Source organism: Mesorhizobium sp. B1-1-1, from assembly GCF_006442955.1.
Lineage (GTDB): Bacteria > Pseudomonadota > Alphaproteobacteria > Rhizobiales > Rhizobiaceae > Mesorhizobium.
Genome location: NZ_VFWW01000001.1, coordinates 304243 through 323200, shown reverse-complemented (window position 1 = coordinate 323200; position 18958 = coordinate 304243). Strand labels below are relative to the sequence as shown.

At 64.4% G+C, this 18958-nt stretch carries 18 protein-coding genes; 7 read left to right on the top strand and 11 right to left on the bottom strand.

Annotated elements, in window-relative coordinates; genetic code table 11:
* Positions 1–45 precede the first annotated feature (45 nt).
* Positions 46–849: a 3'(2'),5'-bisphosphate nucleotidase CysQ gene (locus tag FJ986_RS01620; RefSeq protein ID WP_140673235.1), complete on the bottom strand. Its 804-nt coding sequence runs from the start codon at positions 847–849 to the stop codon at positions 46–48.
* Entirely contained in the window at positions 836–2179 is a 1344-nt protein-coding gene (locus FJ986_RS01615; RefSeq protein WP_140494207.1) for a TldD/PmbA family protein, read from the bottom strand. Before FJ986_RS01615 ends, FJ986_RS01620 begins: the two co-directional genes overlap by 14 nt.
* Positions 2180–2336: 157 nt before the next feature.
* Between FJ986_RS01615 and FJ986_RS01610 the strand changes: the two genes are divergently transcribed.
* Positions 2337–2753, top strand: a complete 417-nt coding sequence (locus tag FJ986_RS01610; protein ID WP_140494209.1) for a VOC family protein — start codon at positions 2337–2339, stop codon at positions 2751–2753.
* 26 nt (positions 2754–2779) lie between these two features.
* On the opposite strand, the gene epmA is transcribed toward FJ986_RS01610, so the two are convergent.
* A complete protein-coding gene (gene epmA / locus FJ986_RS01605; protein ID WP_140670083.1) occupies positions 2780–3826 on the bottom strand; it encodes an EF-P lysine aminoacylase EpmA in 1047 nt (348 codons plus the stop codon).
* A 123-nt stretch (positions 3827–3949) separates the two neighbouring features.
* Between epmA and efp the strand changes: the two genes are divergently transcribed.
* Both efp and FJ986_RS01595 read left to right on the top strand, forming a co-directional pair.
* Complete coding sequence (efp, locus tag FJ986_RS01600; RefSeq protein ID WP_140494213.1) at positions 3950–4519, top strand: elongation factor P; 570 nt, start codon at positions 3950–3952, stop codon at positions 4517–4519.
* A gap of 190 nt (positions 4520–4709) precedes the next feature.
* Positions 4710–5252 (top strand): dihydrofolate reductase family protein, encoded by a 543-nt coding sequence (locus tag FJ986_RS01595; protein ID WP_140515556.1) that lies wholly within the window; start codon positions 4710–4712, stop codon positions 5250–5252.
* A gap of 97 nt (positions 5253–5349) precedes the next feature.
* Here the strand turns inward: FJ986_RS01595 and FJ986_RS01590 are convergent, their stop codons facing one another.
* The 5 genes from FJ986_RS01590 to FJ986_RS01570 all read right to left on the bottom strand — a co-directional run bounded on the left by FJ986_RS01590 (position 5350) and on the right by FJ986_RS01570 (position 11690).
* Positions 5350–6219 carry a patatin-like phospholipase family protein gene (locus FJ986_RS01590; RefSeq protein WP_140494217.1) on the bottom strand — a complete coding sequence of 290 codons (870 nt, stop codon included), beginning with the start codon at positions 6217–6219 and terminating at the stop codon, positions 5350–5352.
* A complete protein-coding gene (locus tag FJ986_RS01585) occupies positions 6216–7592 on the bottom strand; it encodes a pitrilysin family protein (RefSeq protein ID WP_181167395.1) in 1377 nt (458 codons plus the stop codon). The genes FJ986_RS01590 and FJ986_RS01585 overlap by 4 nt, the downstream gene beginning before the upstream one ends.
* A 2-nt stretch (positions 7593–7594) precedes the next feature.
* The gene (locus FJ986_RS01580; RefSeq protein ID WP_140557097.1) at positions 7595–8977 is read right to left on the bottom strand and encodes a pitrilysin family protein; all 1383 of its coding nucleotides are present in this window, start codon (positions 8975–8977) and stop codon (positions 7595–7597) included.
* A 140-nt stretch (positions 8978–9117) separates the two neighbouring features.
* Positions 9118–9672: a 16S rRNA (guanine(966)-N(2))-methyltransferase RsmD gene (gene rsmD / locus FJ986_RS01575; protein ID WP_140494223.1), complete on the bottom strand. Its 555-nt coding sequence runs from the start codon at positions 9670–9672 to the stop codon at positions 9118–9120.
* Positions 9669–11690 carry a pseudouridine synthase gene (locus FJ986_RS01570; RefSeq protein WP_140673233.1) on the bottom strand — a complete coding sequence of 674 codons (2022 nt, stop codon included), beginning with the start codon at positions 11688–11690 and terminating at the stop codon, positions 9669–9671. The genes rsmD and FJ986_RS01570 overlap by 4 nt, the downstream gene beginning before the upstream one ends.
* Positions 11691–11872: 182 nt before the next feature.
* On the opposite strand from FJ986_RS01570, the gene FJ986_RS01565 reads away from it, so the two are divergent.
* Positions 11873–12322 carry a nucleoside deaminase gene (locus tag FJ986_RS01565; protein ID WP_140522168.1) on the top strand — a complete coding sequence of 150 codons (450 nt, stop codon included), beginning with the start codon at positions 11873–11875 and terminating at the stop codon, positions 12320–12322.
* Between the two features lie 43 nt (positions 12323–12365).
* Here the strand turns inward: FJ986_RS01565 and FJ986_RS01560 are convergent, their stop codons facing one another.
* Both FJ986_RS01560 and ileS read right to left on the bottom strand, forming a co-directional pair.
* The gene (locus tag FJ986_RS01560; RefSeq protein ID WP_140494227.1) at positions 12366–13043 is read right to left on the bottom strand and encodes a hypothetical protein; all 678 of its coding nucleotides are present in this window, start codon (positions 13041–13043) and stop codon (positions 12366–12368) included.
* Positions 13044–13245: 202 nt separating this feature from the next.
* Positions 13246–16209 carry an isoleucine--tRNA ligase gene (gene ileS / locus FJ986_RS01555; RefSeq protein ID WP_140673231.1) on the bottom strand — a complete coding sequence of 988 codons (2964 nt, stop codon included), beginning with the start codon at positions 16207–16209 and terminating at the stop codon, positions 13246–13248.
* Positions 16210–16505: 296 nt separating this feature from the next.
* On the opposite strand from ileS, the gene FJ986_RS01550 reads away from it, so the two are divergent.
* Together FJ986_RS01550 and FJ986_RS01545 are read left to right on the top strand one after the other, a co-directional pair.
* Positions 16506–16949 carry an antitoxin Xre/MbcA/ParS toxin-binding domain-containing protein gene (locus FJ986_RS01550; protein WP_140557104.1) on the top strand — a complete coding sequence of 148 codons (444 nt, stop codon included), beginning with the start codon at positions 16506–16508 and terminating at the stop codon, positions 16947–16949.
* A gap of 2 nt (positions 16950–16951) precedes the next feature.
* Positions 16952–17386 (top strand): RES family NAD+ phosphorylase, encoded by a 435-nt coding sequence (locus FJ986_RS01545; protein WP_140494233.1) that lies wholly within the window; start codon positions 16952–16954, stop codon positions 17384–17386.
* A gap of 12 nt (positions 17387–17398) precedes the next feature.
* On the opposite strand, the gene FJ986_RS01540 is transcribed toward FJ986_RS01545, so the two are convergent.
* Positions 17399–18169, bottom strand: coding sequence for a MipA/OmpV family protein (locus FJ986_RS01540; protein ID WP_224519163.1), 771 nt, complete (start codon positions 18167–18169; stop codon positions 17399–17401).
* A 227-nt stretch (positions 18170–18396) separates the two neighbouring features.
* Between FJ986_RS01540 and FJ986_RS01535 the strand changes: the two genes are divergently transcribed.
* A complete protein-coding gene (locus FJ986_RS01535; protein WP_140521651.1) occupies positions 18397–18951 on the top strand; it encodes an HdeD family acid-resistance protein in 555 nt (184 codons plus the stop codon).
* Positions 18952–18958: the final 7 nt, after the last annotated feature.

The following is an 18958-nucleotide window of genomic DNA, read 5'->3' as shown; positions in this document are numbered from 1 at the left end:
AGGTCTAGACCAAAGCCGCCGACTTTGGAACCTTCGATAATGCTTTCAATCATCCAGTCCGGCAATGACGCCCACGAGCACCGCCAGCAGTTCACCGCTGCCGGCGGCGAGCGCGCCATGGCGGGTCACCTCGCCGGCATAGAGCGGCGCGCGGCCATGCGGGTCGAGCAACTGGCCGCCCGCCTCGCGCAGGATAAGGTCGGCGGCGGCGATATCCCAGTCGTGCGCGTTCGGCTTTACGAAAGTGGCATCGAGCGTGCCGTTGGCGATCATTGCCAGGCGATAGGCAAGCGAAGGGCTGTAGGGCGCCCGCTTCAGCCGTTCCTGCCAGCCGGCCGGTATCCTGTCGAGCAACTGCTTCAATCCGGAAATTTCGGCCTTGTCGCCGGGCTGGCGCACCGCGATGCGGCTACCGTTGCGGAAGGCGCCCTGGCCAGGCAGCGCCCAGTAAGTCTCGTTAAGCGCCGGACACTCGAGCACGCCGGCAAGCGAACGGCCATGCTCCACGACGGCGACGCTGACACACCAGGTGCGCTGGCCTTCCAGGAAGCCGCGGGTGCCGTCGATCGGATCGACGACAAAGGTTCGGCGCGCCGAAAGCCGCACTGGATCGTCGACCGTCTCCTCGGAGAGCCAGCCATAATCCGGTCGCGCCGCAAGCAGGGTCTGGCGCAAATACGCATCGGCGGCGTGATCGGCCTTGCTGACCGGCGACGTGCCGCCTTTCATCCAGACTTGCGGACTGTTGCCGAAGTAGCGCATCGCGATGGCACCCGCCTCGCGGGCAGCATCGCGCAGCAGCGGCAGATCCTCTGTGGCGCCGGTCGTGGTCAGATCATGCTCCGGCAAGGGTCATGCCTTCGATCAGCAGCGTGGGGGCAGCGGTGCCGAAATTGCGATCGAGGTCGCTTGCCGGCACCATGTTGAGGAACATCGTCTTCAGGTTGGAGGCGATCGTGACTTCGGCCACGGGATAGGCAAGCTGGCCGTTGTCGATCCAGAACCCCGAAGCGCCGCGGCTGTATTCGCCGGTCACCATGTCGACACCTTGCCCGAACACCTCGGTGACGTAGAAGCCGGTCTTGAGTGACGCAATCAGTTCTTCCGGCGAGCGCTCGCCCGGCTCGATGGCAAGATTGGTCGAAGACGGCGAGACGGACGAGCCGCTGCGCGAACCGCGTCCATTGGTAACGAGACCCAGTTCCCGCGCCGCCGAGGTCGACAGGAACCAGTGGTTGAGCACACCGTTCTCGATCATCAAAAGCTTGTCGCCTTCGACGCCTTCGCCGTCGAACGGACGCGAGGCCTGGCCGCGCCGCCTCAGCGGCTCGTCGGTGACGGTAATGGCCGATGCAGCCACCTTTTTGCCCATCATGTCGCGCAGGAACGACGTCTTGCGCGCGACGGCAGCGCCGTTGATGGCGCCCGCGAGATGGCCGGCAATGCCGCGCGCCACGCGCGGATCGAACACCACGTCGACCGGTCCGGTCGCGGCCTTGCGCGCGCCGAGCCGGCGCACGGCGCGTTCCCCGGCCTTGCGGCCTATGTCTTCCGGCGCATCCAGGTCGGCAAAATGCTGGCGCGAGGAGAATTCATAATCGCGCTCCATGCCGGTACCCTCGCCGGCGATGACGCTCGTGGAGCGCGAGAAGCGCGAGGCGACATAATGGCCGAGGAAGCCGTGCGAGGTGGCCAATACCAGCCCTCCGAGCCCGGCGCTGGCATTGCTGCCCGCCGAATTGGTCACGCCTTTGACGGCCAGAGCCGCCGCTTCCGCGGCCAGTGCCGCTTCCTTCAACTGGTCGGCCGATACTTCTGTTGCATCGAACAGGTCGAGATCGCGCGTCTGCCTGGCCAGCAGCGCCGGATCCGCGAGGCCCTGGTTGGGATCTTCGGGAGAGACCCTGGCCATGGCGACGGCACGTTCGGCAAGCGCCTTCGGGTCGGACGCGGCAGTCGCGGAAACACTTGCCACCCGCTGGCCGACAAAGACACGCAGCGAAACGTCGTCGCCTTCCGAGGCCTCGGTGTTTTCGACCTTGCCCAGCCGCACCGACACACCGGTCGAGCGGCCACGCACCGCGACGGCATCCGCGGCATCGGCGCCAGCTTTTTTGGCAGCCTCGACCAGGGCCGCGACGCGGTCAGTCAATCTTGATGCGTCCGATATATCGCTCATGCGCGTGATCCTGCTGTTGCGGCTGGCCCGAGAGCCGCCGTCCCCCATCTATTGTTCCGGTCCGGCTTGTGCAATGGCACAAGCTTCAATCAAAATGCATCGGTTCAGCCGCCCATCGCGAAGCGCGGCACCGCATCGCCAGCACGGAGCATTTCCAATGACGCCTTTCCATCTTGCCTTCCCGGTCCGTGATCTCGATGAAACACGCGCTTTCTATGGCGAGGTGCTGGGTTGCGCCATCGGCCGCTCTTCGGAGACCTGGGTCGATTTCGACCTGTTCGGCCACCAGATGTCGGCGCATCTGCGGCCACCGGCCGCGCCGGCTGCCAGCGACGGCAAGGTCGACGGCATGGCGGTGCCGATCCCGCATTTCGGCGCCGTGCTTTTGATGGATGACTGGCAGCGGCTTGCCGCGCGGCTGGAAGCACGCGCCGACATAGACTGGCTGGAGCGGCCGATGATCCGCTTCAAGGGAGAGCCCGGCGAACAGGCGACGCTGTTCATCCGCGATCCCTCGGGCAACGCGCTGGAATTCAAGGGCTTTCGTTCGCTGGAGCAGATTTTCGCGCATTGACATGGTGCAAGCCGTGGCGCGCGGACTCAGGACCCGGCAACAGGCGTCCAGATCACATCCTCGATTTTTTGCGCGCCCGTGGCCAGCATCGCCAGCCTGTCGAAGCCGAGCGCGATGCCGCTGGCCTGTGGCATGACCGCGAGTGCCGCGAGAAAATCCTCGTCTAGCGGATAGCGCTCGCCATAGACGCGCTCTTTCTCGTTCATTTCCATGATGAAGCGCCGGCGCTGCTCCTCGGCGTCCGTCAACTCGCCGAAGCCGTTGGCAAGTTCGACGCCGCAGCAATAGAGCTCGAAGCGCTCGGCGACGCGGGGGTCGCGTGGGCTCGGTCGCGCCAGAGCCGCCTCGGCGACCGGGTACTCGCAAAGGATGGTCGCGCGGCCGATACCGAGATTGGGCTCGATCTTCTCCACCATCACCCGGCTGAACAGGTCGGCCCAGCCGTCGTCGGGCGCGGTACGCAGGCCGGCACCGATCAGGGCCTGATGGAGCGAATCGCGGTCGGTGATGCCGTCGGCGCTGACCGTCGCAAGCAGATCGATCCCGGCATGGCGCGCGAAGGCGTCCGCCACCGTCAGCCGCTCCGGCTCCGCGAAAGGATCGCAGTCGCGGCCGCGAAAGCTGAAGCGCGTGGCCCCTGCCCTTGTCGCGGCCAGCGCCAGCAGATCCGCGCAATCCCGCATCAGGCTCTCATAGGTTTCGCCGACCCTGTACCATTCGAGCATGGTGAATTCGGGATGGTGCAAAGGGCCACGCTCGCGGTTGCGATAGACCGGGCCGAAGCTGAATATCCTGGTTTCGCCGGCGGCGAGCAGCTTCTTGCAGGCGAATTCCGGCGACGTGTGCAGATAGAGCGGCTTGCGCTGCCCGTCCGGCGCGACCGCCTCGGTTGCGAAGGCCGCCAGATGCGCCTCGTTGCCGGGCGATATCTGCAGGGCCGATGCCTGCACCTCAATGAAATCGCGGCGGGCGAACCAGTCACGCAAAGCGGCGGCAAGGCCGTTGCGCAGCATCAGGCGCGGGCGGCGATCGGCATGCACATGCGGCGTCCACCAGGGCGAAGCGGCGGTCATGGGCGGTTTGAAGGCGCGCTGGTTCGCGTTGGGGGCTGGCGGTTCGCGCCGAGATGCGCTAGGCCCCCATCCAGCGCCGCGCAAGCCGGCAAACGCCCGTCAACTCTCGCAGGATAAAAAACCGTGGTGAAAGTCATCGCCAGTTCGCTCCGCAAAGGCAATGTCGTCGACAAGGACGGCAAGCTTTATGTGATCCTCTTTGCCGAAAACATCCACCCAGGCAAGGGTACGCCGGTGACGCAGCTCGACATGCGCCGCATCGGCGACGGGGTGAAGGTTTCGGAACGCTACCGCACCACCGAACAGGTGGAGCGCGCCTATGTCGAGGAGCGCGAGCACACCTTCCTCTACGCCGACGGCGAAGGCTATCACTTCATGAACCCCGAGACCTACGACCAGGTGGCGGTGTCGGAAGCCGTGGTCGGCGATGCCGCCCCCTATTTGCAGGAAGGCATGCCGGTTCAGGTCTCGCAGTTCAACGGCATCGCCATCTCCCTGGTGCTGCCGCAGCGGGCCACCTTCGAAGTGGTCGAGACCGAGCCCACGACCAAGGGCCAGACGGCGTCCTCTTCCTACAAGCCCGCCCTGCTCTCCAACGGCGTGCGCACCGCCGTGCCGCCGCATATCGCGCCAGGCACCCGCGTGGTGGTGATGACGGCCGATGGGTCCTATGTGGAGCGCGCGAAGGACTGAGAGCACTGCGCCAGGCGTCGCCAGCTTCTCAGCCGGACCCTATTTTTAGCCGCTGACGATGATCGGCGGCATCGCCAATTGGCGCCGGCCGAGGCCGGCGCTGCCCGGGCAAACAACAAGCGCAGCGTTATTTCCAGAAGCGTGTCGCACAAAGCCATCATCGTTCGTCCTTGTGGAAAGGAGAACGCCAATGAGAAAGCTTATCGTCACCGAATTCATCAGCGTCGATGGCATCGCCGAAGTCGAGAAACTGCCTGGCGTGACCTGGAACGACGAGATGAACAGGTTCAAGGAGGACGAGCTGGCTGACAGCGGCGCCATGCTTTTGGGACGCACAACCTACGAGATTTTCGCCGGCTCGTGGCCGAGCGAAACCGGAGACTTCGCCGACCGGTTCAACGCGCTGCCGAAATACGTCGCGTCCAGCAGTTTGAAGGTGCTCGACTGGAAACCGGCCGAGCTGCTCAGGGGGCCGCTGCCGGAGGCGGTCAGGACACTGAAGCTAGGTAGCGGCGGCAACATCTATGTGCATGGCAGCCTCAGCGTCGCGCAGGAACTGTTGCGCCATGGTCTGGTCGACCGCGTCAGGCTGCTGAGCTACCCCGGCACCGTTGGCCAAGGCAAAAAGCTGTTTCCGGCCGGCGATCCGGTGTCGTTTGAGTTGATTTCCGCCAAGCCATTCAGCAATGGGGTGGTGGCGCTGGAGTATGCGCCGGTGCTGGCGAAATCGTAATCGGTTAGAGTGCCCTTCTTCCAGAGAGGACTGGAGGGCGCCTGGCTTTCGGGATCAAAACTATAGCGGTGACGTGAGGCAACGTGTGGACCTCGCGTCACCCGGTCTGCTTTCCCCGTCTTTGCTCGACAGCAGCACTTTCCCTAGCCTCCACAACCCTCTCCACCTCGCGCTTCAGCTGGTCCTTGATATCCGCCGTCTCGGTCATCAGGACCTCGATCTTGAGGAAGTCGAGCACGCGGTATTTGGACACCGCCGGGCGGATCAGGATGTCGGGCTGGCACTGCTTCAGCTTGTTGGCGATGATCGACTGCATCATCAATTGAGTGGCGCCGAACATCAGGTCGACGGAGGTCGGCCGCCTGTGGTCGGCCTCTTCCGGCGCGCCGACCACGTCGACGCCGATGATGATGTCGGCATCATCCTCGATAAGGTCGAAGGGCACGGGGTTGTAGATGCCGCCATCGATCAGCAGCCGGCCGTCGCGCATCACCGGGCGGAACACGGCAGGAATGGCCGCTGACGCCGCGAGCGCCGAATGCAGGTCGCCTTCGGCGAACACGGCCAGCTTGTGGCCGAAATAGTCCGTCGCCGTCACCTTCAGCGGGATTTTCAGCTCGGCGAAGGTTTCGGGAATGGCTTCGGGCAGGAATGCCTTGAGGATGCGTTCGACATTGAACTGGCTGACGCGGATGCCGGCCTGCATGGCCTCGGCGATGGTGCCGGGCCGCGCCCGCCACATGCGGCTCGCCACCTCGGCGCGACGGCCGAGGATCGAGCGGGCATAATCGTGGATGTCCTTGCCGGTCATGCCGGAGGCCATGCCGGCGCCCATGATGGCGCCGATCGACGAGCCGGCGATTGCGACCGGCCTGATGCCCAGTTCGTCCAGCGCCTCGATGACATGGATGTGCGCCAGACCGCGCGCGCCGCCGCCGCCAAAGGCGATGCCGAAGGTGAGGCTCATCCCTTATTGGCTCCGGCCAAGGGCGGTCCGACGACCATGATGGTCGGCTCGGCCGACAAAAGCTTCTTCGCCGCGGCCTTGACCTGGTCGAGTGTCACCGCGTTGATGAGGCCGGTGCGGCGCTGAATGTAATCGACGCCGAGGTCGTCGAGCTGCAGCTCGACCAGGGTCGCGGCGATGGCGCTGGAGGAATCCAGGTTGTTGATGGCGTAGGCGCCGATCATGTATTTCTTGGTCGCCGCCAGTTCCGCGTCGGTCGGGCCGTCCTCGGCAAGCCGCTTGACCACGTCCCGCACGATGCCAAGGGTTTCGGCGGCCCGGTCCGATCGTGTGCCGGTGGTGACGATCAGCGCGTCGGCATGGTCCTGGTTGATCAGCGAGGAATTGACGCTGTAGGCCAGCCCGCGCTTCTCGCGCACCTCCTGGAACAGGCGCGAGGTGAAGGTGCCGCCGCCGAGAATCTCGTTCATCAGAACCGCAGGGAAGAAATCCGCCGCCTTGCGCTTCACGCCAGGCCAGGCAAGCTGAAGCGAGGTCTGCGGCAGGTCGTAGTCGACCTCGATATGCCGCGCCAGATTCGGCTCGACGTCGGCAACCGGCGCGAGCGCCTGGTTCTGCGGCAGCCCGCCGAACACCATGTCCAGTTTCTTCTTCAGCGTTTCCGGGTCGATGGCGCCGACCACCGCGACATGCAGCCCGCTCCGCGCGAAGACCGCCTTGTGCAGCGCCTTCAGATCGTCCCGCGTGATGGCGGCGATGCTCTGCCTGGTGCCCTGATCGGAGCGCGAATAAGGATGATCGCCATAGAGCGCGCGCGCCCATCTGTCCTGCGCGATCGTGTCGGGGTCGTTCTCTCCGGCGATGATGCCGGACAGGATCTGAGCGCCGATGCGATCGATCGGCGCCTGGTCGAAACGCGGCTCGTTGACCGCCAGCCGCAGCAGGTCGAACGCCTCGTCGCGCTGCTCGGCCAACATGCGCATGGAACCGTAGATGCCGTCGCGGGTCTCCTCGAAGCTCATCTCGGCGCCGGCGTCGTCGAGCTTCACCTGGAAGGCGTCGCTGTCCAGAGGGCCTGCGCCTTCGTCGAACAGACCGGTCATCAGATTGGCCAGCCCTTCCTTGCCCGGCGGATCCTGCGTCGAGCCGCCCCCAAAGACGAAACGGATGGCCACCATCGGCACCGAATAGTCTTCGACCAGCCAGGCGGTGACGCCCTTGGGCGAGGTGACCTGCTGGATGTCCATGGCGCGGGCGGCAAGCGCCGGCAGGACCAGGAAGAAGATGGAAAGGAGCAAAGTGACAAGCGCTGCGCGTGCCCTCCCTTCTCCCCGTTTGGGAGACGGGAAAGAGCCGTGTTGCTCGCTCTTCATCATCAATTCCCCGCCTGTTGCTGCGGCAAGAGATAGCCGGTCGTCGACCGGGCCAGCACCAGATAGCGCGCGGCGACGGCCTTGATCTCGCCGGGAGTGATGTTGCGGATGCGCTCCGGCCATTGCTCGATGTCCTGCACATTGCCGCCGGTGGCAAGCTCGGCGCCATAGATATTGGCCATCGAATCCTGTTTGTCGCGGGCGAAAACCATCGAGCGGACATAGCGGTCCTTGGCCTTGTCCAGCTCCTTGACGGTGACGCCTTCCCTGGCGATGCGCACGACCTCCGCGTCGACGGCCGCCTCGACATCGACGAGCCTGGCGTCGCCGCGCGGCGTGCCATAGACGGTGAAGTTGGTGTCGTCCAGCATGGTGCCCTGGAAATAGGCCCCGGCGTTGGAAGCGATGCCTTGCCTGACCACCAGCGCCTGATACAGCCGGCTGCGGTTGCCGCCGCCCAGTATTTCCGCCAGCAGGTCGAGCGCCTCGGCTTCGCCGGGCTTGGCCGTGTGGTAGGACGGCACCACCCATTGGGTGGAGAAATTCGGCACGCTGACGCGGGCGTCGGACAGCGTCACCGTGCGCCTGGTGTTCTGCTCCGGCTCGACCGGGCGGACGCGCGGCGGCAGGTCGGGCCCGCGCGCGATCTTGCCGTAGGTTTTCTCGGCCAGAGCCTTGACCGTGTCGGGCTCGACGTCACCGGCCACGATCAGCACCGCGTTGTTGGGCTGGTAGTATTTGTTGTAGAAGGCGATGGCGTCGGTGCGGTTCAACTGCTCCATCTCCTGCATCCAGCCAATGACCGGAATTCGGTAGGGCTGGTTCTGCCACAGCGTGGCGTCGAGTTCCTCTTCGAGCACCGCCTCGGGACTGTTGTCGATGCGCGAACGGCGCTCCTCCAGGATGACGTCGCGCTCGGTCTTGATGACATCGTCGGTGAGGATGAGGTTGCGCATACGGTCGGCCTCGAAGCTCATCATCAGCTCGAGCGCCGACGGCGCCACCGTCTCGTGGAAGGCGGTGTAGTCGTAGGAGGTGAAGGCATTGTTGGAGCCGCCTATGTCGGAGACGGCGCGGTCGAACTCGCCGGCGGCGTGATTGGCCGTCGCCTTGAACATCAGATGCTCGAAGAAATGGGCGATGCCGGATTTGCCTGGCGGCTCGTCGGCGCTGCCCACCTTATACCACACCATATGGGTGACGATCGGTGAGCGATGGTCGGGAATGACGACCACTTCCATGCCATTGTCGAGCAGAAAATCCGTTACCTTGAACTCGGCCGGCCGCTTGTCGGCGGCGAAGGTCGCCGGGGCCAGTCCGGCAATGACCAAAGCCAGCGATGTGGCCAAGAGCGTCTTGCGCAGCCATTCAGCCTGAAATGTCATCAATGGCTCCGGTTTCTCATGACGGACGATAGGCGGCGAGCCGATGTTGTGAAAGTGAATTGTTGATTACTGGCATGGCACGACCTGCTCCCCTGGGAAGAGGGCTCGCATTCCATCTTCGCCCGCAAATGAAGCTTAACTCAGGCGGCCTCGACAAGCCGGATCAGCGTCTCGCCATAGTGGCGCTCGTCGACAACTGAAAATCCCGGTCCCGGCTCGAAAGGCGCCGCCGCTGCCTCCTCGACCACGCACAGCGCGCCGGGACGCAGCCAGCCGCCTTGCTTGGCCGACCTCAGCGCGCGTTCGCCAAGACCCTTGCCGTAAGGTGGATCGGCGAAAACGAGGTCGAACGGCGCCAGCGTGCCGGCCTCGCCCAGAGCCGTCGCGTCGCGCCGGAATATCTTGGTGCGGCCGGTCAGGCCGAAGGCCTCGACATTGTCGCGGATCAGGCCGCGGCCTTCGGCCGACTCCTCGATGAAGACGCCATAGGACGCGCCGCGCGATAGCGCCTCGAGCCCGAGCGCGCCTGTGCCTGCGAACAGGTCGAGCACGCGCGCGCGCTGCAACCGATCGGCAAAGCGATGCGCCAGCACATTGAAAACAGCCTCGCGGGTGCGGTCAGTGGTGGGGCGGATGGCGCTGCCGCGGGGCGTCGCCAGCGGGCGCCCGCGAAACTCGCCGCCGACGATCCTCATTTCGCCCTTGGACCCTTGAAACCGCCGCGCGGCCGCTCGCCGCCGCCACCCGGACGTTCGCCACGCGGCTTGCCGAACGGCTTGGGGCCGCCGGGCTTGCCATAGGCCGGCTTGAAAGACGCCTTGCGGGCCTTGGCCTCAGCGGCTTTGGCAGCGTCCGCTTCCGCCCTGCCCTTGCCGATTGGGCGCGCGCCCGGCGCCATCCAGACATTGGCCTTGCGCTGGCCGGGCGGCTCGATCGGCCGCTGCTCGCGCTCGGATTTCTTGCCGCCCGGTTTGCCGCCAAAACCACCGCGCGGCTTGTCGCCGAAGCTACCGCGTTCGGGTCTCGGGCCGCGGTCACCAAAGCTTTTTTCCGGCCTCGCGCCTCTGTCGGGGCTGGTCGACAGTTTGCCCAGCGCCTCGTCACGGCTGCCTTCGCGGCGCTTACGGTTCTTGATCAGGCCACCCTCGCCGATCGGCCGGTGGTCACCCTCGCGCGAAAATCTCGGCCGCTCGGCCTCCTCGCGGCGCGGCTCGACCCGCCGCACCGGCGAGTTGGAAAACGGTTTTGTTATCTCGGCATCGAAATTGGCACCGGATTCCTCTATCAGGCGTTCGCCGAGCTGATCGCGCAGCACCTTGCCCTTGATCTCCAGCACATGGCCTTCGGGGAGCTCGTCGAGCTGGAACGGGCCGTAGGAGATGCGGATCAGCCGCGTCACGTCGAGGCCGAGCGCGCCGAGAATGTTCTTGACCTCGCGGTTTTTGCCCTCGCGCAAGCCGATCGTCAGCCAGGCGTTCGAGCCTTGCTCGCGATCGAGGCTCGCCTCGATGGCGCCATAGAAGACGCCGTCCACGGCAATGCCTTCGCGCAAACCCGCAAGCGCACTTTCCTCGACCTTGCCATGGACGCGCACCCGGTAACGGCGCAGCCAGCCGGTGGCCGGCAGTTCGAGCACGCGAGACAGGCCGCCGTCATTGGTCAGCAACAGCAGGCCTTCGGTGTTGATGTCGAGCCGGCCGATGGTCATCAGCCGGGGCAATTCAGCCGGCAGCACGTCGAAGACGGTCTTGCGGCCCTCGGGGTCGCGGTTGGTGGTCACGACACCGGCAGGCTTGTGGAACAGGAACAGCCGAGTGCGCTCGATCGGCGGGATCTCCATGCCGTCGAGATGGATGATGTCGCCCGGCATCACATTGAAGGCCGGCGAAGACAAAACCCGGCCGTTGACCTTGACGCGGCCGGCCGCGATCAACTCCTCGGCGTCGCGGCGCGAGGCAAGCCCGGCGCGAGCCAGCCGCTTGGCGATCCGCTCGCCGGCTTCCTCGGGCGCCTCCGCAGGACGCGGACGGGACTTGAAACCGCCTTGCGGCCGGTCGGCAGCGAAATCGCGCTTCGGACGGTCAGAGAAGTCGGGCTTGGGCCGATCGGCAAAATCACGCTTAGGACGATCGAAGCGTCTTTCACCCGCCGCACCTTCAGCCGCCATTGGCCGCCCGCCGCGCGGTGTATAGGGCTTGCGCGGGCCTTCGTGGTTTTCATAAGACTTGCCTTGCGGACGCGGACCCTTGTTGAAGGGCCGCTCCGAGCGCCCGCCTTCCCCGCCTTCGCGCGGCTTGTACTCACGCTTCTGGGGCCGTTCGCCATCGGCGGCCATTGGACGGTCGCCACGCGGCGCGTAGGGCTTGCGCGGGCCTTCGCGGTTTTCATAAGGCTTGCCTTGCGGACGCGGACCCTTGTTGAAGGGCCGCTCCGGGCGCCCGCCTTCGCCGCCTTCGCGCGGCTTGTACTCACGCTTCTGGGGCCGTTCGCCATCGGTGGCCATCGGCCGCTCGCCGCGCGGCGCGTAGGGTTTGCGCGGCCCTTCGTGCTTTTCGAAGGGCTTGCCGCCGTCGCCACGCTTGGCAAACGGTTTCTTGGCGCCGAAGGCTGGCTTGCCGCCTTTGCCGGCATCGCGCCCACGCGCGCCCGCCGGTTTCGGACCGCTTTTGCCCGGACCCTTCTGGCGCGGAGATTTCTTGTCGTTGTCGTCCATGTGGCCTTTGTCCGTTTGCGCTGCTACAGCGTGGCGCATCCTTTCGGGCGCGCAACGAACGCTGTAGCATTTTTGATTTGGCGCATGATCATTTCCGAAAACCGTACCCGATTTTCGAGGTTATGCGCTCAATAACAGGATCACCGTCGAGTGGCGAGGAGATAATCGGAATGGAAACCCGCGTGAAGCGGCCCGATTTCATGGCGCTGGCGCTGGAGGAGGCGCAAGCGGCAGCCTCGCGCGGCGAAGTGCCGGTCGGCGCCGTCATCGCCAGCGCCGGCACGGTCGTGGCCAGTGCCGGCAACCGCACCCGGGAGCTTGCCGATCCGACGGCCCATGCCGAGATGCTGGCCATCCGCGAAGCCTGCCGAAGGCTGTCGAGCGAGCGGCTCACCGGACACGATCTCTATGTGACGCTGGAGCCTTGCGCCATGTGCGCCGGCGCCATCTCCTTCGCCAGGTTGCGCCGGCTCTACTTTGGCGCCGCGGACGAAAAGGGCGGCGCGGTGGTCAACGGCGTGCGCTTCTTCGCTTCGCCGACCTGCCATCACACGCCCGACATTTATGCGGGCATCGCGGAGGCCGAATCGGCCCTGCTGCTGAAGGATTTCTTTCGGGAACGCCGCGACTGAACGGGGTGCGATACCCGTCAGCAAAGCAAATGCGCCCCGCTTTTTACAGGGACGGCAGCCAGTCGAACCAGCCACCCTTCTTGCCTTCCGCCTCTCTCTTCAGGCGGCGTTCCTTTTTGTACTCGTCTTCGCCGAGTTCGTTTTGCGGCGCCGTGCCGGATGCGACGCGATAGGCAAGGGGCGGTTCGCTCAGATATTTGCGGGTATTCGGATCGCCCTGCTTGCTTTCGGCAAGGCGGCGCTGGATATCGGCGGCGCGGCCCTTGTCGGAATCGGCAGGCGTCCAGCGCGGCGGGTGACTCGAGCCGGATTCTTCCATCGCCTTCTTCACCGAGGCCGGATCGGTCTGCACGTCGTCGACGATCTGCGACTGGTAGGACGGATCATCCTGGTGGGCGGTGGCGTCGGCGCGCAGGCGGGCACGGCGCTGCTCGGGCGATTCGGGCCATTCGGCGCTTGCGGTCTCGATGCTATCCTGTGGCGCCGGCAGCGCTTCCTTCTGACCAGGCGCCGGCTTCACCAGGGTGGGACGCGGCTTGTAATCGATGTGTTCCTTGCGCTTGGGGGCGAACGAAAAAGCGCCGGTGAGATCGCCGGCCAATTGTTCGCCGGCGGTCTTGTCCGTGCCGTAGGTCGGAGAACCGACACAGCCGGACAGAGCGAGCCCCGATGCGACAAGCGGCGCCAACAGCGCGAGGCGCGCGTTAAATCTCTCGGTCATGCCAAAAAGTCCCACTCTAGACAGCCTCTCGATCGCCGCCGGCCCCAAGTCCGGTCCCCATCGTCCAAGCACTTGCGACGAAAATCCGGCGACAATTTGTCTTCCGGAGTTTCGCGTGTTTACCTCAACCACTCGTTAAGGGCAACGCACGGACGGATTTGCGCCGCCCGGCGTGGCATTTGTGCACCGATATGCCTGGCCTTCAAAGCCGGCCGAGCGCCTTTAGCTCATGCAGCACGGCGGCGTCGCGCGCCGAGACATCGGGAAACGCAGCGTCCTGCCCGACATCGGCGGTGTAACGCCACGACCGCGCGCATTTGACCAGGCCGCGGTCCTCGGCCTTTTCGATCACCACGGCGACGCCCTTCACGTCTTCGAGCGTGAAGGCGCCTTGTTGCGCCTCGCCATGGGCGATGACGAGATCGCTGGTGATCGCCATCTCGGCCATGTCGACATCCGATATCGCGGCTTCGAGCGCCGCATCGTCGATGGTAACGACCGGCACCGCTTCCAGCGACGAGCCGATCACCTTCTGGGCACGCGCGATTTCCAGCGCACCGGTGACGACGCGGCGCACCTGCCGCACTTTACGCCATTTCTCCGCCAGCGCCTCGTTCTTCCAGTTTTCCGGGATCGCCGGGAACTGGTCGAGATGCACCGAGACGGCATCGGGATGGCGGTCGAGCCAGGCCTCTTCCATGGTGAAGGGCAGCATCGGCGCCAGCCATCTCACCAGGCAGTCGAAAAGGTGGCGCACCACCTGCACCGAGGCCTTGCGCTTCGCGCTCGACGGCGCATCGCAGTAGAGCGCGTCCTTGCGAATATCGAAATAGAAGGCCGACAGCTCGACCACCATGAAATCGAGGAGCGCACGGGTGATGCGCTTGAACTCGAAGGCATCGTAGCCCTGGCGCACCACCTCATCGAGTTCGGCGAGGCGATGCAGCATCAGCCGTTCCAGCTCCGGCATCCCTTCCAGCGGCACCTCCTCGCCATCATCATGGGCGAGCGTGCCCAGCATCCAGCGGATGGTGTTGCGCAGCTTGCGGTAGGCGTCGATGTTGGTCTGCAGCACGTTCTTGCCGAGCCGTTGGTCTTCCCAATAGTCGGTCGTCACCACCCACAGGCGCAGGATGTCCGCGCCGGACTGCTTGATCACGTCCTGCGGGACGACGGTGTTGCCGAGTGACTTCGACATCTTGCGGCCGTCCTCGTCCATGGTGAAACCATGGGTGACGACGGTGTTGTAAGGCGCCCTGCCCCTGGTGCCGCAGCTTTCGAGCAGTGAGGAGTGGAACCAGCCGCGATGCTGGTCGGAGCCTTCGAGATAAACGTCGGCCGGCCATTTGAGATCGGGACGATCCTCCAGCGTGAACACGTGAGTCGAGCCTGAATCAAACCAGACGTCGAGGATGTCCGTCACCTGTTTCCATCTGGAGGCATCGTGATTGCCGAGGAAACGGTCCTTGGCGCCGGCGGCGAACCAGGCATCGGCGCCCTCTTTCTCGAAAGCGTCCATGATGCGCTGGTTGACCGCCTCGTCCTGGAGCACATTGCCGTCGGCGTCGGCGAAGACCGCGATCGGCACGCCCCAGGCGCGCTGGCGCGACAGCACCCAGTCGGGCCGTTCCTCGATCATGGCGCGGATGCGGTTCTGCCCCGCCCCCGGCACGAAACGGGTGTCGTCGATCGCCTTCAGCGCACGGCTGCGCAGCGTCGTGCCGTCGCCGAGGTCCTTGTCCATGTAAACGAACCATTGCGGCGTGTTGCGGAAGATGACCGGTTTCTTCGACCGCCAGGAATGCGGATAGGAGTGTTTCAGCCGACCGCGCGCGAACAACGCGTTGCGCTTGATCAGCTCATCGATGACCGCTTGGTTGGCATTGCCCTTCTTGCCGTTGTCGTCAAGGACGCGCGCCGCGCCACCCTCACGATCCGGACCGAAGCCCGGCGCGTCCTTGGTGAAAAAGCCGGCATCGTCGACGGTGAACGGGATCGCGGTGTCGACGCCGCGCGCGCGCAGGTCCGGGGCCGCCTCCATCCAGGCGTCGAAATCCTCGCGACCATGGCCCGGCGCCGTGTGAACGAACCCGGTGCCCGCATCATCGGTGACATGGTCGCCGGCAAGCATGGGCACCGGAAACTCGTAACCGCCGCCAAGACCCTTGAAGGGATGCGAAAGCGTAAGACTTCCAAGCTCTTGCGCCGACACGCTGCGAAGACGATTCAAGGTGACTTTGGCCTTGACCGAAGCCTCTTCGGCCAGCGTATCGGCAAAGATCAGCTTTTCGCCCGGCTGCGGGCCGAAGGCGTTCTCGGCTGCCGTAACCTCGTAGAGACCGTAGTCGATGCGCGGCGAATAGTTGACGGCACGGTTGCCGGGGATCGTCCAAGGCGTCGTCGTCCAGATGATGACATGGGCCTGCAGCAGATCGAGAGCGCCCTCGGTCAGTGCGGCCTCTCCGTCAGCCACGGGGCGCACCAGACTGGCGACCGGGAACTTCGCCCAGATCGTATCCGACTCGTAGTCCTGGTATTCGATCTCGGCCTCGGCGAGCGCGGTGCGCTCGACGACACTCCACATCACCGGCTTGGAGCCGCGATAGAGCTGGCCCGACATGGCGAATTTCAACAGTTCGCCGGCGATACGCGCCTCGGCGTGGAAGGCCATGGTCGTATACGGGTTCTTGAAGTCGCCGATGACGCCAAGGCGCTGGAATTCCGCCCCCTGAACGCCGATCCAGTGAGCGGCGAAATCCCGGCATTCCTTGCGGAACTCGTTGACCGGCACCTCATCCTTGTTCTTGCCCTTGGCGCGGTACTGCTCCTCGATCTTCCATTCGATCGGCAGGCCGTGGCAGTCCCAGCCGGGCACGTAATTGGCGTCGCGGCCGCGCATCTGGAAGGAGCGGTTGATGACGTCCTTGAGGATCTTGTTCAGCGCATGGCCGATGTGGATGTTGCCGTTGGCATAAGGCGGACCGTCATGCAGCACGTATTTCGGGCGACCGGCGGAGGCCTCGCGCAGCTTGCGGTAAAGATCCATCTCCTGCCAGCGCTTGACCAGCACCGGCTCCTTCTCGGGCAAACCGGCACGCATCGGGAAATCCGTCTGCGGCAGGTAAAGCGTCTTGGAATAGTCGATCGTTTCAGCTGTATCGGTCATTGGTCTGCCATTGTGGATTGCCCGGCGGCAAGGGAGCTCGGGCCTGAACTATCATGATCTGGAAAAAGCGCGAGGGGTCGCGCGCAAGATTCCCGGCGGCTCCGACAGCTCTCAGGCCGTCCGGAACACCGGGCTGGTAATTCGTATCGTAATCGCGACGGAACGCGAGACCACTGTCATGGCCGCGCTTTTAAACGAGGTGGGCCAGCTTGGAAAGCCCGAACTCCAAGGCACTCGCCTTGCCGCTTGTGCCAATTGCGCATATATGTTTGGGCAAATGGCACCGGAGGCGCGTCATGTCCAATCCGCATCGCAAGGTCCACGTGCCGGCTGCCAGACGGGCCGCCCGTAAGGAGAAGGTCGAGCTTGCGCAGGATGGCTTGGTCCGGGATGCCGCAACGGGGCAATTCCTGGTCAGCTTCACCAAGGTGGAAGAACTCCGCCACCGTGGGTTCAGCAATGACGAAATCTACAAGATCGTAGGATCGCGGCGCACTTTGGCGCGCAGGAAAGAACGCAATGAGAAACTGAGTATTGCCGAGTCCGATCGCGTCATGCGCATCGAGCGCATTTCCACAATGGCGGATCGTGTTTTCGGAGACCACGAAAAAGCGCAACGTTGGTTGCGCAAACGCAGCCGGGTGCTCAACGAAGCGCCTATCACGCTCCTGCAGTCGGAAACCGGTGCTTCCCTGGTGGAAGAGGAACTGCATCGCATCGATTATGGCATTTTCGCCTGACGATGCGTCTATGGCGTATCTCCAACTTCGCCGACCTGTCCGGCCGGGGCGGCATGCTTAGCTCCGGCCGTTGGAACATCAAGGGCACCGCCATTGTGTACTGCGCGGATCATCCCGCCACGGCGCTTCTTGAAATTCTCGTTCATGTCGACGTGGAAGATTTGCCGCCCACGTTCCAGCTCCTGGAAATCGAAGTGCCTGACGGCGTCTCCATTGCCGTCCCCGATTTGCCCGAGGGCTGGAAAGACAATCCGGCCAAGACACGCGAGATTGGCAGCGATTTTGTCAGTGCCGCCAGCCATCCAGTCATGGAAGTTCCTTGCGTGATCGTTCCCTTCGCCAGAAACTATATTCTCAATCCCGCCTTGCTGGAACGCGAAGGCATCGCCATCGTCGGCACCACAAGTCATCAGATCGATACGCGATTGCTGGAATAAGGCCGATACCGGCTACATCTTGAAATCGAAGCGATAGGTCGTCGATACGCCGATCATGAACTGGTTGCGGTCGCCGCGCTCCTTGACCAGGCTGGAATCGGCGGCCGGGCCTTCGAGGCGTGAATATTCCCCGAACAGGCTGGCGGTCATCGGGTCGGTCACCTTCCACGTCACCGCACCGCCAAGGCCGACCGATTTCAGGCCGCCGCCGGGATTATACTGGTTCAACCCCGAGGCCACGGCTTCCTGCGCGTCGACGCCGTAATAGGCGTCGAAATATTTGGCGGAGGCGAACGAGACGCGCGGCCCGCCAGAGATCCTGACGGTTGGCGTCACATCGTAGAAGGCGTCGGCGGCGATGTCGGCGACGAAGCCGTTATGGGCGCGGATGCCGTGCCGCAGCTCGGCACGCGCACGTATCCAGTCCGTCGGATAGAATTCGAAGAAGCCGCCCACCTCGCCGCCCCAGCGGACCGGATCGAGGCCCTTCAACTCGTCGGCATCGCCATCGTCGCGCGAGAACAGGAACTTGCCGGTCAGGCCGGCGCGAACGCCGCCGTCATCGACCAGCGCCAGCGAAATGTTGTCGTTGCGTGAGGTGAAGCGGGCCGCCGGGCCAGCCTTGCCCAAGGAGATGATCGGCGAGGCGCTGAGCAGGTACTTCTTGCCGCCCTCGAAATTAGGCGCCACCATGCCGGTGGCGCCGACCGTCAGATACCAATCGCCGGACAGCCAGCCGAAGGCGCCCTCGCCGGCATCGGCCGCACCCGAGGTAGCCAGCATGACGGTAGCCAAGGCTGCAGAAATTTTCCCGACCGGACTCATGACTACCCCATTAACACGATACGACTGTCTTTCGGTCACAGCTTTGAAGAGGCTTTGGTAAAATTTGATTTAAGGTCGAGACGTCCGGCTCGCATTGCTCACCATCCGGCCGCCGTCGGCTGGACGCGGGTCGGCACCAAGGGTAACTTCATCCCCTGCTGGCGGTCCTCGATGGAGATGGCGACATGACTTTGCACGGCGATGCACTGAAGAACGCGATCGGACAGACGCGAGGAAAGTGGGGGTGGTTTGTTGGTCTGGGCGTGTTGCTGCTGATCCTCGGCGGCATTGCCTTTGGCAACCTCTTCATCGCCACGGTGGCTTCCGTCTATGTCGTGGGGTGGCTGATGCTGGTGGCCGGCATCATCGAGATCATGCATGCCTTCGGGGTCAAGACGTGGGGCCGCTTCTTCTACTGGCTGCTCAGCGGATTGCTCTACGCGGTCGCGGGCTTTTTCGCCTTCGACAACCCGCTGCTGGCCTCGGCGGTGCTGACCTTCTTGCTGGCCGTCGCGCTTGTCGCTTCCGGCGTGCTGCGCGCCTGGGTCGGCTACAGCCACCGGCCTGAGCGCGGCTGGGGCTGGATCGTCGCGGCCGGCGCCATCAGCGTGATCGCCGGGTTGATCATAGCTATGGGCTGGCCGGTCAACAGCGTATGGGTGCTCGGCCTGTTCCTGGCAATCGACCTGATCTTCCAGGGTTGGACCTTCATCGCCGTCGGTCTGGCGCTGAAAAAGTAACGTCTGA